Annotated in this window: 14 protein-coding genes; 3 read left to right on the top strand and 11 right to left on the bottom strand. The window is 69.0% G+C overall.

The features are described from left to right. Positions 1-35: 35 nt before the first annotated feature. The gene (locus QQK49_RS04530) at positions 36-1535 is read right to left on the bottom strand and encodes a M14 family metallopeptidase (RefSeq protein WP_284302907.1); all 1500 of its coding nucleotides are present in this window, start codon (positions 1533-1535) and stop codon (positions 36-38) included. Beyond that, the gene (locus tag QQK49_RS04525) at positions 1532-1687 is read right to left on the bottom strand and encodes a hypothetical protein (RefSeq protein WP_284302906.1); all 156 of its coding nucleotides are present in this window, start codon (positions 1685-1687) and stop codon (positions 1532-1534) included. Before QQK49_RS04525 ends, QQK49_RS04530 begins: the two co-directional genes overlap by 4 nt. A gap of 601 nt (positions 1688-2288) precedes the next feature. Here QQK49_RS04525 and QQK49_RS04520 point away from each other — a divergent pair. Beyond that, on the top strand, positions 2289-4457 hold the full coding sequence (locus QQK49_RS04520) for an alpha-amylase family glycosyl hydrolase (protein WP_284302905.1): 2169 nt from the start codon (positions 2289-2291) through the stop codon (positions 4455-4457). A 350-nt stretch (positions 4458-4807) separates the two neighbouring features. Here QQK49_RS04520 and QQK49_RS04515 read toward each other — a convergent pair whose 3' ends face one another. After that, positions 4808-6433 (bottom strand): threonine/serine exporter family protein, encoded by a 1626-nt coding sequence (locus QQK49_RS04515; protein WP_284302904.1) that lies wholly within the window; start codon positions 6431-6433, stop codon positions 4808-4810. 125 nt (positions 6434-6558) lie between these two features. Here QQK49_RS04515 and QQK49_RS04510 point away from each other — a divergent pair, with 125 nt between their 5' ends. Together QQK49_RS04510 and QQK49_RS04505 are read left to right on the top strand one after the other, a co-directional pair. Beyond that, the gene (locus QQK49_RS04510) at positions 6559-8058 is read left to right on the top strand and encodes an aminopeptidase P family protein (RefSeq protein ID WP_284302903.1); all 1500 of its coding nucleotides are present in this window, start codon (positions 6559-6561) and stop codon (positions 8056-8058) included. A gap of 29 nt (positions 8059-8087) precedes the next feature. After that, positions 8088-8627 (top strand): MauE/DoxX family redox-associated membrane protein, encoded by a 540-nt coding sequence (locus QQK49_RS04505; RefSeq protein WP_284302902.1) that lies wholly within the window; start codon positions 8088-8090, stop codon positions 8625-8627. Here the strand turns inward: QQK49_RS04505 and QQK49_RS04500 are convergent. From QQK49_RS04500 to QQK49_RS04465, 8 genes are all read right to left on the bottom strand, one after another. Beyond that, positions 8595-9146 (bottom strand): hypothetical protein, encoded by a 552-nt coding sequence (locus QQK49_RS04500; RefSeq protein ID WP_284302901.1) that lies wholly within the window; start codon positions 9144-9146, stop codon positions 8595-8597. The two genes, QQK49_RS04505 and QQK49_RS04500, sit on opposite strands and share 33 nt — an antisense overlap. An 18-nt stretch (positions 9147-9164) precedes the next feature. Beyond that, positions 9165-9356: a hypothetical protein gene (locus tag QQK49_RS04495; protein ID WP_284302900.1), complete on the bottom strand. Its 192-nt coding sequence runs from the start codon at positions 9354-9356 to the stop codon at positions 9165-9167. A 2-nt stretch (positions 9357-9358) separates the two neighbouring features. Beyond that, positions 9359-9928, bottom strand: coding sequence for a hypothetical protein (locus tag QQK49_RS04490; RefSeq protein ID WP_284302899.1), 570 nt, complete (start codon positions 9926-9928; stop codon positions 9359-9361). Beyond that, positions 9925-10455 carry a hypothetical protein gene (locus QQK49_RS04485; RefSeq protein ID WP_284302898.1) on the bottom strand — a complete coding sequence of 177 codons (531 nt, stop codon included), beginning with the start codon at positions 10453-10455 and terminating at the stop codon, positions 9925-9927. The genes QQK49_RS04490 and QQK49_RS04485 overlap by 4 nt, the downstream gene beginning before the upstream one ends. Then, the gene (locus QQK49_RS04480) at positions 10455-11171 is read right to left on the bottom strand and encodes a hypothetical protein (RefSeq protein WP_284302897.1); all 717 of its coding nucleotides are present in this window, start codon (positions 11169-11171) and stop codon (positions 10455-10457) included. The genes QQK49_RS04485 and QQK49_RS04480 overlap by 1 nt, the downstream gene beginning before the upstream one ends. A gap of 255 nt (positions 11172-11426) precedes the next feature. Then, positions 11427-12131: a YflT domain-containing protein gene (locus tag QQK49_RS04475; protein WP_284302896.1), complete on the bottom strand. Its 705-nt coding sequence runs from the start codon at positions 12129-12131 to the stop codon at positions 11427-11429. A gap of 413 nt (positions 12132-12544) precedes the next feature. Continuing rightward, positions 12545-13741 carry an acyl-CoA dehydrogenase family protein gene (locus QQK49_RS04470; RefSeq protein WP_284302895.1) on the bottom strand — a complete coding sequence of 399 codons (1197 nt, stop codon included), beginning with the start codon at positions 13739-13741 and terminating at the stop codon, positions 12545-12547. Between the two features lie 66 nt (positions 13742-13807). Continuing rightward, entirely contained in the window at positions 13808-14665 is an 858-nt protein-coding gene (locus tag QQK49_RS04465) for a siderophore-interacting protein (RefSeq protein WP_284302894.1), read from the bottom strand. Between the last annotated feature and the right edge of the window lie 36 nt (positions 14666-14701).

Raw genomic sequence — 14701 nt, 5'->3', positions numbered from 1 at the left:
GCTCCGGGGAGCCGGCCCACCGTCGACGAGCCTGGTCAGCGAAGCGCGACGGAGGTGGAGTCCACTCCTCCGCGTGTACTCACGGAGGTCACGGTGACCTTGTCGCCGCCGGTCTTCTTGACCCGCAGCGTGACCTTCATGGCCTGCCGCGCGTCCAGGTGATAGGCGGGTGGCGTTCCCACCGGTTGTGCGCCGTCGACCCGGACCGTGTCGGGACGCACGATCTTGATCTGCTTGGCCATCTCCAGCGCGGTCGGGAGCTGCCCGGTGTTGCGCACGCGGACCGTGATCTCGTGCGTGGCCCCGTCCTCGCTGCCGCGGACGGCCTTGGCGTTGGCGGAGACGATCCCGACCTCCGGCAACTGCCTGGTCATCCACAGGTTGAACTTGCTCTGGTTGGCCGCCCACGGCTCGAGCAGATCGGGCTGCGGGTTCTGCGACCAGAACTTGGGGTTGATCCCTCCGATCTCGACCTCACCCAGGGTGGGGTGTGCCTGCTTGGTCCACGGGATGAAGCAATTCTTGCGCCCGTTCTCGTGACACCACCGCGACAATTCCCATTCGTCGTAGCGTCCATCCTTGTCGTAGTCGGTGTTCTGACCGCCGTTCCAGAGTTCGTCGCCGTACCACATGGCGCCGTATCCGAAGTAGCCGAAGTCAGGTCCGTGGCCGAACAGCGGGGTCGGATTTCCGCCGAATCGGGTGGCGTAGTCGCGGTAGACGTTGCCGGCATAGGGGTAGCCGGTGAAGGAGACACCCTTCTTGTCGAACGCCTCGTACAACTGCGCGTCCTTGGGGGCCATGCATTCGTCCTGCTCACAGGTCGAGGGGCCGCGCAGGTGCATCGGAACCCGCGTGTCCATGCTGTTGACGACCCCGATGTTGGTGTGCGACATCAGCCACGTGTACACGTGACGGGTCTCCGGTTCGGACAACGGATATTCACCGGCGCCGTTCTGCGTGAACCCTCGCCCGGTCGCGTCCGCGGAGGCCTCCACCCGCCAGTTGGTCGGGTAGTTGCGGTGCAGGTCGAGCCCGCCGATGCCGTCCTCGTTGATGCGGCCGTCGCCGTCGTTGTCGATACCCTCCGGCGTGATGAGGTAGTCGCCCTTGCCCTGCCCGACGTTGCGCATCGCGTTGCCGGCGGGGTCACGGTCGTCGATGACGTGGGTGCCCTTGCCGGCTCCGACGTGCTGCCGCATCTGGGAGATGAAGCCGTCTCCGTTGAGGTCCTCACCGGGGTCCTCGTCGATGCGACCGTCGCCGTCGCTGTCGTGGGGCCGCACGGACGAGCGGTTCGTCTGTGCCGTGTACAGGTACATGTCGTGCCCGTCGGGGTTGTTCACCGGGCGGATGTAGATCGCCTTGTCCTTCAGGAGCGATTCGATCTGGCGCGAGTCCTTGTTCTCGATGAGATGCCAGGCCAGCCAGAGCGAGGCCTCCGCCGAGGTGACCTCACCGGAGTGCCGGTTGCCCTCGAAGTAGGCGGCGGGCTTGTCGGTGTCCTTGCCCGCGGCCTTGTTCGTGAGCGTCAACTGGTAGATCGGTTTCCGGAGAAGGATTCACCCACGACGTACAGATCGACGATGTCGGGGTGATCGGCGGCCCACTTCTTGAGCCACCATTCGATCTCGATACCCGTGTGATAATGCTCGAAGTCCATCTTTCCCGGGCTCTTCGGCTGCACCTGAGGGTAGGAGACGATGGGGAGGGTACTTTCCCCTCGCGCTCACCCGGGATCGTGATGCTGCCACCGGCGGGAACGACGGAGGCGGGGAACGGTCCGGGATCGGCGGCGGTCTGCAGGCCGACGGCGGCAGGGGCATTTTTCACAGGGGACGCGTGGGGAGCAGCGCCCTTCTCGGTCATGAGGTCGGTGCCGAAGAAGCCGAAACTTCCGGCGACGAGGGCGGACGTACTCAGGCTCGCGGCGAGAATTCCGCCGAGCCGATGTGCTCTGGGTGCTGGCATGATGACTCCGCATCTTCGAGGGTGCCCCAGAATTCCTGGCAGGTCCGAGGAACCTAGCCCTCGGGTAGGCGAACGACCCAGAGTTACCCACGGGTCTTTACCTTTTCATTACCCTGCGCCCCCACCCGATGCCGCCGGGCGCACCGCCCGCGAGGCGCGTCTCGTCGCCCCCGCCGGCTCCGGGTGGCGTCCGGTGCCGACACCGTGGCCGCCCGTGTCGGCGGCCGTTCACCACACCGCCACACGACTCCACCCCACACGGGGCCCGAGGTGACCTACGCTGACGCTGGATCTGCTACTGCAGCAAAGGAGCTGTCGTGAATTCCCGCCGCACCCTCGTCATCGGCACCACTGCCGCCCTCTCCCTGTCCCTGATGACGCCGGCTGCCTGGGGCGCGCTTGCCGCTCCCGCGCAGCAGCCGCACCCGGCGGCGCCGTCGGCCGACGGGGTCCAGCCCACACCCCGCACCTCACTGCGTCACGCGCCGACGCGTGAGCGCTATTACTTCGTCATGGCCGACCGGTTCGCCAACGGAAATCCCGCCAACGATCGCGGCGGACTCTCCGGTGGCCCGCTCAAGACCGGGTTCGACCCCACCCACAAGGGCTTCTTCCACGGTGGTGACCTCGCCGGAATCATGCAGAAGCTGGATTACATCCAGGGCATGGGCACGACCGCGATCTGGCTCACCCCCTCGTTCAAGAACCGGCCCGTGCAGGGGCCCGCCGGTCAGGAGAGCGCGGGATATCACGGCTACTGGGTCACCGACTTCACGCAGATCGACCCGCACTTCGGCACCAACGAGGAGATGAAGAAGCTCATCGCCGCGGCCCACGCCAAGGGGATGAAGGTCTACTTCGACATCATCACCAACCACACGGCCGACGTCATCAAGTACACCGAGAACCGGTACGTGTACATCTCGAAGAGCAAGGAGCCCTACCGCGACGCCTCCGGGCGGGTCTTCGACGACCGCGACTACGCCGGCACCTCGGTGTTTCCGAAGCTGGACGTCCGGACGTCCTTCCCGCTCACCCCGACGTTCGAGTCGGAGGCGGACCGCACTGTCAAGGTCCCGGCCTGGCTCAATGACCCGACGATGTACCACAACCGGGGCGACACGACGTTCGAGGGCGAGAACTCCCTGTACGGCGACTTCTTCGGGCTCGACGACCTCTTCACCGAGCGTCCCGAGGTGGTCGACGGGATGGGCGAGATCTACGAGGCGTGGGTCGACCTGGGTATCGACGGGTTCCGCATCGACACGACCCGGCACGTCAACATGGAGTTCTGGCAGCAGTTCTCCCCGCGCATGATCGAGCGCGCGAAGAAGGCGGGCAACGACGACTTCTTCATGTTCGGCGAGATCGCCGACCCCGATCCTCTGGAGATGAGCCGGTACTCGACCCGCGGCACGCTGCCCGCGGCGCTGGACTTCGGCTTCCAGAAGGCGGCGCAGGAGTTCGTGGCCGGCGGCACCCCGCAGGCCCTCGGCGCCTTCTACCGCAATGACGACCTCTACACCGATGCCGACTCCAACGCGTACTCGCTGCCGACGTTCACCGGCAACCACGACATGGGTCGTCTGCCCTTCCTGCTCAATCAGGGCCGGACGGGAGCGAACGGCAAGAAGCCGTTCGATCGGGCCGATCTGCTGCGCCGCGTGGAGTTGGCCAACACCCTCATGTACCTGACCCGCGGCCAGCCGATCGTCTACTACGGCGACGAGCAGGGCTTCATCGGCACCGGCAACGACCAGGCCGCGCGTCACGACATGTTCGCGACGAAGACCGAGCTGTACGCCGAGGAACCCACGCTCCTCGGCCCGGCCGGCGCCCGCGACCGGTTCGACACGGATTCGCGTCTCTACCGGCAGCTCTCTGGGCTCGCGAACCTGCGAGAGGAGCACCCGGCCCTGGCCGACGGCGCGCAGGTGACCCGCCTGGCGCCGTCACGTGCGGGGGTCTTCGCGTTCTCGCGGATCGACGCGAAGGACCAGCGGGAGTACGTCGTCGCGGTGAACAACGCGACGACGGCGAAGACGGTGACGTTCCCGACGTACAACGCGCGAGAGAGTTTCGCGCCGGTGTTCGGCACGAAGACGGCGGTCCGCTCCGACCGCACCGGCAAGGTCACGGTGACGGTGCCGCCTCTGTCGGCGGTGGCGCACAAGGCCGCCACCAAGGTCGATCGTGTCGCGACGACGCCGGCGGTGCGGATGGCGACCACGTGGCCGATGACGAGCGACGGCCGGATGCGGGTGGCGGCGAACGTCTCCGAGGGCCGCTTCGTGCAGGCGACGTTCTACGCGAGGCGAGCGGGTCAGCCGACGTGGACGCTGCTGGGCATCGACGACAACGCCCCGTACCAGGTCTTCCACGACACCGTGGACATCCGTAAGGGCACCCGCATGGAGTACCGGGTGGTCGTCAAGGACGAGTCAGGCCGGGTCAAGAGCGCGAGCACAGTGACCTCGATCCGCTGACCCATCCAGCCTTCGGCGAATGTCGACTGCACCCCGCCTTCGGCGGACATCAACTGCATGGACACCGCTTCGCGGCGGCGCAGTGGATGTTCCGAGAATCCAAGCCTCGCTTCGCTCGGACGGATTCTCGGGCCGATGACGAACACGGCGACTTCGTCGGCGTCTTCGTCTTCGGCGCCGAGTTGGCGTGGCCTGCTGGGTCGCTGGAATCGGCGCGAGGTCATCCGGTTCAGATGGGCACGCGTCTGAGCCGCCTTTGCGGCGACCTTCGCGAAGCGGCGTCGATGCAGGTGAACCCGCCGCGGGCGGTGTCCGCCGAAGGCGGGCGGGCGCCGCCTGCGGGGCGGACGTCAGTCCGCCACGGGTGCTGCGCCGCGCCGGAGTGCTCGGGCGGAGGCGCGGGCCTGTGCGCTGCGGGGGTCGCGTTTGACCTGGCGCCCGAAGTAGGAGCCGAGGCTGACGCCGCCGGCGATGGCGAGTCCGGTGCCGGCTGCGGTCCACAGGAGGGTGGGTCCGTCGGTGCTGGGGGTGGTGACGGGGGCGGGTTCGACGAGGTAGTAGAGGCCCCGGTAGACCATGCTGCCGGGGAGGAAGGCGACGATGCCGGCGGTGCTGATGGCGAGGGAGGGGACTCGGAACATCCAGGCGGCGGGTTGGGAGAAGAAGCCGACGACGACGCAGGCCAGGGCGGTGGCGGCGAGGCCGCCGACCTCGAGTTCACCGACGATGAGGGACGCGGTCCAGCCGAGGAGGCCCATCCCGACGGAGATGAGGATGGTCCGCGGGCGCGCGTAGCAGCCGAGGACGTAGGAGATCGCGATGAACGCGACAGCGATGAGCTGGACCACGGGTGAGGTGGCCAGTGACGCGGGCGGGATGAGGTAGGACGGCACTCCGAGGGTGGAGGCGAGGGTGATGGTGCCGAGGACGCCGACGAGGATGCCGAGGGTGAGGACGACGACTTCGAAGGTTCGCGCTGCGGCGGTCACGTAGTACCCGTCGATGGCGTCCTGCGCGGCGCCGACGACGGAGAGTCCGGCGAGCAGGATGACGATGCCGGTGGCGACGAGCACCGAGGGTCTGACGGAGGCGTCGATGAACGGGATGTGCTCGCGGAGGGCGATGATGATCGTCGCGAAGACGGTGGGGATGGCGCCGCCGAGCATCTGGGCGAAGAACGTGGCGACGCGTTTGCGGCCGGTCCAGATCATGGCGCGGTCGACGAGCCCGGAGATGAGCATGGCGAGGAGGATCTCCAGCGGTCGTCCTCCGATGAGGGTGGCCACTCCCCCGCCGAGCAGCACGAACGACAGGGTGATGACCCAGCGGCGGTACAGGTGCGGGCGACCCATGATGTCGAAGAACCGGCGTTGTGCGTCCTCGAGTGGGAGGTCGCCGTCGGCGATGTCGGAGATGAGTTGCTGGGTGGCGGCGAGCCGGTCGTAGTCGGCGACCCGCACGCGCACGATCCGCACCATCGTCACCGGGTCCTCGTGCGCGCCCCGGTGGTGGGTGACGGCGATCGAGGTGAACGTGACATCGACGTGCACCGCCCGGAGTCCGTAGGCAGAGGTGACGGCGAGGGTGTTGGCCGTGACGTCGGCGGCCGACGCGCCCGTGGACAGGGTCGACTCTGCGATGCGCATGGCGAGGTCGATGACGGCACGCGAGCGCGCCTTCTCGATGCCGTCGCTGATCTCGCGCAGGTCGAGTCCCCAGGTCGGCGGATCGACGGCGCGCACCGCGCTCTTGGCACGCCGGATGAACGCGGTCTTCGCGCCGATCTTCTGCGGGGGCGTCGTACGCGCGGCGGTGACCGCCGATCCCATGTTGGCCTCGACGACGCTCTGGTCGACGATCTCGAACACCTCGGACGGCGGGTCGCTGGAGACGCCGGTGAGGGTCGGATTGACCTCGTACTTGTCGTAGTCGTGATGGGCGCTTGGCTGGGGGTCGGGCGAGAACTGCTCGGTCACGACCTCAACTGTGGGGCACCGGGTCCGAACGCGGCAAACCGTCTCGCACACGGGCGTGCCGGGCACCGGTGGGGGTTCGCAGGGATCGACTGATCGTGCCCGTGTCGGCGTGACACCATGACGTGGTGAGTGAGAAGCAGCCGAAGTCCTCCGACCACCGCAGCCGCCCCTCCGGCAAGGAGTTCCGCGCGTTCATCGCGAGCGGTTGGGCACCGCGGGACGAGACGTTGCCGCAGGCCATCGAGGTGGCCTCGTGGACACCGGCGCGCAGGCGGGCCTTGTCCGAGGCGTTCCCCGGCGAACGCCTGGTGATTCCCGCCGGTGGGCTCAAGGTCCGCAGCAACGACACCGACTACGTCTTCCGGCCGCACACGGCGTTCTCCTACCTGACGGGACTGGGTGCCGACCGCGAGCCCGACGCCGTCCTGGTACTCGAGCCCACCGAGGACGGGCACGACCCGGTCCTGTACTTCCGGCCGCTCGCGCCACGGGACAGCGAGGAGTTCTTCGCCGACTCCCGCTACGGCGAGTTCTGGGTCGGGTCACGCCCGACCCTGGAGAGCATGGCTGCGGAGCTGGGGATCGCCACGCGCCACATCGACGAGTTCGGTGATGCCGTGGCCAAGGACGCCGGTCAGGTCGGTCTGCGCGTGATCCGCGACGCGGACGTCGACATCGCCTCCACCGTCGACGTGGCGCGCAGCGAGGCGGGCCAGAGCGAGCAGGAGGTCGCCACCGCCGTCGAGGGTGACGCCGAACTCGCCCGCCACTGCTCGACCATGCGCCTGGTCAAGGACGAGTGGGAGCGCGACCAGATGCGTCTGGCCTGCGAGGGAACGGCGCGCGCGTTCGAGGCGGTCGTGGCCGACCTGCCCGAGGCCAAGAGGCGGGGACGCGGCGAGCGGTGGGTCGAGGGGGTGTTCGGCCTCCACGCACGCCACCACGGCAACGGCGTCGGTTACGACTCGATCTGCGCGTCGGGCGACCACGCCAACACGCTGCACTGGATCCGCAACACCGGTGACCTGCGCGACGGCGACCTCCTGCTGCTCGACGCCGGCATCGAGGTCGACTCGCTGTTCACCGCCGACGTCACCCGCACCCTGCCCGTCTCGGGCACGTTCAGTGACGCCCAGCGCCGCATCTACGACGCCGTGTACGAGGCCCAGAGCGCCGGCATCGAGGCGTGCCGCCCGGGCAATCGGTTCAAGGACGTGCACGCGGCCGCGATCCGCGTCATCGCCCGGCACCTGTTCGACTGGGGGCTGCTGCCTGACGGGGTGGACGTCGAGGCGACCCTCGACGCCGAGAAGGGCCAGTACCACCGGCGGTGGATGGTCCACGGCACCAGCCACCACCTGGGGATGGACGTGCACGACTGCGCCATGGCCCTGCGCGAGGACTACATGGACGCCGAACTGCGCCCCGGGATGGTCCTCACCGTCGAGCCCGGCCTGTACTTCAAGGCCGACGACGAACTCGCGCCGCCGGAGTTCCGCGGCATCGGCGTCCGGATCGAGGACGACATCCTCATCACCGAGGACGGCCACGAGAACCTCTCGGCGATGCTGCCGCGCACGTCGACGGACGTCGAGGCCTGGATGGGCGACATCCTCTCCCGCTGAGCACGCACTCCCCCATCGCTGTGAACGCCGTGACCGGAGCCTCAGCCGTCGTCGTCCTGGCGGCGGCCGTGCTGCTGCTCGCCGCGGCTCCCGGGCATCTGCGTCACCGCCCGCTCCTGGTGGTCTCGGTGCGTCGGCACGGGGTCCTTCCGCCGTGGGCGGCGCGGTCGGCCCCGATGCTGGGGCCGGTCGAGCTCCTCCTCGGCGCGGGAACCCTGGGCCTGTGGTTCGTCGCCGTCGAGGACCTTCGGTTCCTCTGGATCGGGGCGGTGGCCGGGGTCGTCGCGCTGTACACCGTGTTCTGCCTCTACACGGCCAGGGCGATGCGTTCGGCCCCCGGCTCCCCGTGTGCCTGTTTCGGCGTCGAACCCTTGACCTGGGCGGTCCCCCTCCGCGCCGGGGCACTCGCGCTGGGAACCGCCCCCGCGCTCCTGGGCACGCCTCCGCCCTCCACGATCGACCGCGTCCTCGCCCTGGGCGCGGCGGTGGTGGTGGCGCTGGTCGCCTGGGTCATCCCCGCCGTCATCGCCCTCTGGTCAGAGGAACGGGTGCGCCACCACTCCGAGTGAGACCGCGTAGGACACGAACACCAGGACGCGGATGAGGACGCCCCAGCGGTCGAACTCCCGGTCCCAGCCGGCGTCCTCGTCGTAGCGCAGGTTGCCGAAGGTCATCACGCTGCGACCCAGGCCGAACCCGATCCCTGCGGCCACCGCCGTCACAGGCGTCGCGAGGAACGCGACCACGACGACCAGCGCGTACGGAAGCCCGGAGGTCACGTAGGTGCGCACGCCCGTGCCCATCTCCAGCCCGAACTGGAACGGTCCGAAGAACGGGCCGTGCCGGAACACCGACTCGGGCACCAGGCGGGCGTTCTGGGGCAGGGCGAAGGAGATCGCGCCGGTCTCGCGCACGGCGAGGACGACGAACCAGGCCGCGGCCAGCGTCAGCCAGACGAGCGGGGGCGCAAGCAGCCGCAGGACGGACCCGAGGACGACCAGGGCGAGCGCGGACGCGACGCCACCGGCGAGCAGACCGAGCGCGAAGGCCCGGGAAGGGGATCCTCGCCACACGGGCGAGTTCAGCACGGCGGCCGAGTTGCGACTTCAGGTGGAGCCCGAGACGGAGAATCCCGCGACGGCACCCATGACGAGGAACGCGGTCAGGCCCCCGACCACCGCGCCGGCATCGGCCGACCCGCCCACCGCGAGCAGCACGGCGAGCAGGCAGGGCAGGGCGAGGGTGATCGCCCCCGTGACCGGGTGCCATCTGCGTCGGGACGAGGTCAGGACCGACACGATCAGACGATGGACCGACAGATGGTCAGGTAGGAGTACCAGCTCATTCCGAGGTACCGCACCGACATGACCCCGTCGGAGCAGCGATAGGTCGTGCCGTCGACGGTCCACTTCCAGGCGTTCTTCGTCGTGGTGGCGCCGCAGGCCGTCGAGGTCGGACGGTAGGCCCACGACTCCAGCCAGGAGCGACGCTCCACGTCCGCGCGGTGCCATCCGGTGGAGTCGCACAGCGTCGAGCCCATCCGGTAGCCGCCGTAGCACGCGCCCGGCCGGGTGGTGTAGGCGCCTTCGGTGTCGCGCTGCTCGGCGTACCCGTTCGGGTAGGCGTCCTTGCAGTCGTTGGCGTCCCAGCCCTGCAGGCCGCTCGGCGAGGTCTCCGCCCGCGCCGCGGTGCCTCCGCCGAGCGGTGACCAGCCCAGAGCCGTCGCGCCCACGGTCGTCGCGGCGAGGGCTATGCCGCGCAGGACCGTGCGTCGGCGGGCCATGGCGCCCAGGGCACTGAGCGCCTCGGTCTTCTCGGCGCCCTCGGGCGCGGTGTCCGCGGCGGGGATCTGATCCAGGGTGAGAGTCATGCGAGATCCCTTTCGGTGGCCGGGGCGAGCACGCCCCAGGAGGTCAGGGTGGCGTCGATGTCCTCGATGCCGGAGGGGAGGTGCAGGGAGGCGATGCGTCCGGACGCCTCGACCCGCAGGAGGATCGGCGGCGTGAGGTGGGCGAGGTTCGACCACGCCTGGGCATCCCGGACGATGCGGACGGACTCCAGGTGCGACCAGTCCTCCTCGGGTTCCCAGGTGAGCAGGGTGACCTGCGCCCGCAGGTGTCCTCGGTGCGACATCAGCCGCTCGAGGACGAGCGCGCAGGAGGGGCAGGTGGTGTCGGCGACGACGACCACGCCGTCACGCCCACCGGTCACCCGCTCCGGAAGAGGCTCCTCCTCGGCCCGCGCGCCGCCCTCTCCGCCCAGGGTGGAGACCTGCAGCTGCAGGCGCGACACCTGCCCGCGCAACAGGCGGGTCTCGCGCAGCAGAGCGGCGAATCCGAGGTAGACCACGACGATCGCGACCCACTGCAGGATCTGCAGTGCGATGACGGCGTCCATCAGCTTCCCGGGCTCCACGCGACGTCGAGCGAGTCGACCATGGCGAGCACGGCGGCATCGGTCGTCGCGTCGACGTCCGATGCGACGACCTCGGCGACTCCGCTCCGACCACCCACGATGTAGGCGAAGTCACGGGCCCGGCCACGGCCGCGGCCACGACCCGGGAAGGTCGACTTCCACACCTCGTTGCCGCGCCGCGTGCGATTGCCGCGGTGGCGAGGCACCACCCGGTGGGCATGGGCGGGCCCGGGCATGTCCATGGAGACGAAGTCCTCGGCGAACACCACGAGATGCTCGTTCAGCACCGACAGCAGGGTGCTGCGCGCCGGGGTGACCCGCATGCCCTGAGGAGCGTCGTCGATGTCGAGGACGCCGAAGATGTCGACGATGCGGCCGGTCGCCGGCGCCGGTCCCGTGAACACGGTCATCAGCTCGTGGTGCCGTCCGATGAGGGTGGCCGTGGTGCTCGAGTCGTCGGGCGCCACCGAGACCTTGACCTCGTGGCGACCCACGACCAGTCGGGAGGTGCGCGCGCCCTGCACGAACCGCTCGACGGCGGCGTCGTGGGCGCCGAGGGGATGGATCTGGAATCCGCGGCCGTAGTTGCCACCGGCGAATCGGACGCCGACGACCTCGCTACCGGGCGCGGCTCCCTCCCACTCGAGACGTAGGACGTCGCCACTCGGGGCGCGTCGAACGAGGCGCTGCTTGGCCACTCGGTCCTCCTGGGTCAGGGCACCGCGAGAGGGAGAGCAGCGCCGACGATCGTGGCGGTCACCCTCGGGTCCGTGTCCCCGGCCGAGGAGGCCGAGCGGCATCCTGGCAGCCCGAGAGTCGTGTGAGAAGATCGTCCAGGACGATCGTACGATCGCCGAACACGTCTGTTGCCCAACGGTTCTCGGGATTTTTTGCGAGCGGTGCGCGATGTCGGTTCCGGCGCCCGGCCGAGGCGCTGCGCGCTCTGCGTGGTGTCAGGCCGGGGGCGCGCGCCATGGGTCGCGCGGCTCGTCCTCGGGCCGGTCGACCACGGGACGCCGCCCGGCGTCGGGGCGCTCGGTCTCGTGCGGCTCACGCGGGGGCGCGGGCTGGGTGGGAGCCGCCGCGGGCGGCTGGTCCTGCTCACGTCCGTGCGGCTCGCGGGAGTGGTGCGGCTCGCGTGACTGGTGCTCGCGGCCGTGATCCTGCCCCTGCGCCGGCCCGCGCAGGATGCGGTTGGCCTCGTCGAACTTGGCGTGCTCGACGAGGATCTCGTATCGGGTGGCGACGACCTGACTCACCGAGGTGAAGTCACGCTTGCCCTGGGTGAACGCGTAGCCGATGCCCGCCCAGATGGTGAAGAAGACGGCACCGAAGAGCACCGAGGACACGATCGTCATCCACATGTCGTCCTCGATGAACAGTGACATGAGCACGCCGACCATGAGCCCCAGCCACATTCCGCTGAGGGCGCCACCGGCGAGCGCCTTGGCCAGACTCATCCGCCCGGTGACCCGCTCGACCTGACGCAGGTCGGTGCCGACGATCATCACGTTCTCGACGGCGAAGCCGTGATCGGAGAGGTAGTCGACCGCGCGTTGCGCGTCCTCGTAGCTGTCGTACACGGCAAGGCTACGGGGGTTGTCGAGCTGCAGCTTGGACGCCGGCAGGCGTCCGGACATTCCAGGAGAGGTGGCCATGCCCCATTCTCACCACAGATGGAGGAGTGCGGCGCGAGGGGGAGCGCAGTTCCGGGCACCCACGGCACGTCGCGGTCGCCGAGCGGGAGCGAGGCCCGCCTGTTCGCGAGCGAAGCGAGCCTGAACGGGCGGAACAGAGAAGTCACCGCGGCGAAGCCGCGCCCATGCCTCTGCGGGGGTACACGGGGGCGCAGCCCCCGTGCGTTCGCGAGCGAAGCGAGCCTGAACGGACGGAACAGACAGAACGCCGCGGCGGCAGCCGCGTCCACGCAGTCCCGGGGGCACACGGGGGCGCAGCCCCGCCCGTTCGCGAGCGAAGCGAGCCTGAACGGACGGAACAGACAGAACGCCGCGGCGGCAGCCGCGTCCACGCAGTCCGGGGGCACACGGGGCGGAGCCCCGTGCGTGTGTGATCAGCGCTTGATCGCGTAGTCCTTGAGGAGGCTGCGGCCGATGATCATCTTCTGGATCTCGGCGGTGCCCTCTCCGATGAGCAGCATCGGCGCCTCGCGGTAGAGCCGCTCGATCTCGTACTCCTTGCTGTATCCGTAGCCGCCGTGGATGCGGAAGCTCTGCTCGACCACGTCGGCGCAGTATTCGGCGGCGAGGTACTTGGCCATGCCGGCCTCGACGTCGTTGCGCTGCCCGGAGTCCTTGAGCTTGGCGGCCATCACCATCATCTGGTGGCAGGCCTCGACCTTGGTGGCCATGTCGGCGAGGCGGAACATGATGGCCTGGTGGTCGGCGATCCTCTTGCCGAAGGTCTCCCGCTGTTGGGCGTAGGAGATGCCGAGTTCGAAGGCCCGGCGGGCGACGCCGCAGGCGCGCGCCGCGACGTTGACGCGGCCGACCTCGACGCCGTCCATCATCTGGTAGAAGCCCTGGCCGGGCTCACCGCCGAGGAGTTCGGCGTCGGTGGTGCGGTAGCCGTCGAGGATCAGCTCGGTGGTGTCGACGCCCTTGTAGCCCATCTTCTCGATCTTGCCGGGCACGTTGACGCCCTCGCCGACCTGCCCGAATCCGGGCTCCTTCTCCACGAGGAAGGTCGACATGTTCTTGTACACCGAGTCGTGACCGGTGTCGGTCTTGACGAGCACGGCCACGAGCGTGGAACTGCCGCCGTTGGTCAGCCACATCTTCTGGGCGTTGACGACCCAGTCGTCGCCCTCCTTGACGGCCTTGGACTTGATGCCCGACACATCCGAACCACAGCCCGGCTCCGACATCGAGAAGGCGCCACGGACCTCGCCGGTGGCCATGCGCGGCAGGTACTTCTGCTTCTGCTCCTCGGTGCCGTGCTTGAGCAACATGTACGCCACGATGAAGTGGGTGTTGATGATGCCCGACACGCTCATCCATCCGCGAGCGATCTCCTCGACGCACAGGGCGTAGGTGAGGAGCGACTCCCCCAGGCCGCTGTACTCCTCGGGGATCATCAGCCCGAAGATCCCCATCTCCTTCATCGCCTCGACGATCTCGGTGGGGTACTCATCCGCGTGCTCCATCTCCGTCGCGACGGGGATGATCTGCTCCTCGACGAATTCGCGGACCAGCTTGACGAGCTCGGTCTGTTCCTCGGTGAGGCCCTCGGTCTTCTGCAGGCGGGACATGGGTAACCCTTTCGGTCGGCTCGGCCGTCCCGCCGAGTATGCCGGTCGGGAGCGCTTCCACGCTCGTCACGTCCGCTGTGAGCCCGCCCACGCAGTCTCGGACTCCTCACGTTCCATCTGCTCGACGAACGCCTTCTTGCCCTTCTGCCAGGCGTCCTCGTCCTGACCGGTGCGCCAGTAGCCGGAGATCGACACGCGCTCACGCGGCACCCCGTTCTCGACGAACAGAAAGCGGCGCAGGTCTTTGATCATGTCGGCGTTGCCATGGACGAAGACGCGCACGTCACCCTCGGGGATGGGCGTCTCGCGGACGGCTCGGGTCAGGGCGACGCCGTAACCCTCGCCGGCGTCGTTCCGGTGGACCCAGCGCACGTCGACGTGAGGCATGGCGCGCAGCGGGATGTGCACGGATTCGTCGGTGACCTCGAGGATCACGGTGGCGGCGGCCGCGTGCGGCAGCGCCTCGAGAGCCGCGGCCACTGCAGGCGCGGCCGACTCGTCGCCCACGAACAGGTGATGGTCGGCGTCGGCTGCCGGCGCCCACGCGCCACCGGGGCCGAGGAACCCGATCCTGTCGCCGGGGCTCGCCTGGGCCGCCCACGGGCCGGCGAGCCCGGAGTCGCCGTGCAGCACGAAGTCGACGGACATGCGGCCCTGGTCGAGACTGCGGATCGTGTAGGTGCGTGTGACGGGCCAGAGTTCGCGGGGTGCCTCCTCGCGCATCCGGTCGGGGTCGAAGGGCCACGCGTAGTCCGCGCCCTCCGGCGGGAACAGCAGCTTGATGTAGCTGTCGGTGAATTTCAGCGGCGGTATGTGGGCGACTCCGTCCCCCTCGAAGCTGACTCGCACGAGGTCGCGGGTGAGTCGTTCGGTGCGGGTGACGACGGCTTCACGCGGGACGCGGCGGCGCTTCTCGGTAGTCACGCTCCACAGGTTAGCCTTACCTAATTGCTGCCCGTG

Origin of the sequence: Mobilicoccus caccae, from assembly GCF_030161635.1 — a bacterium.
Taxonomy (GTDB): Bacteria; Actinomycetota; Actinomycetes; order Actinomycetales; family Dermatophilaceae; genus Mobilicoccus; species Mobilicoccus caccae.
This window is presented reverse-complemented; position numbering and strand designations above follow the sequence as displayed.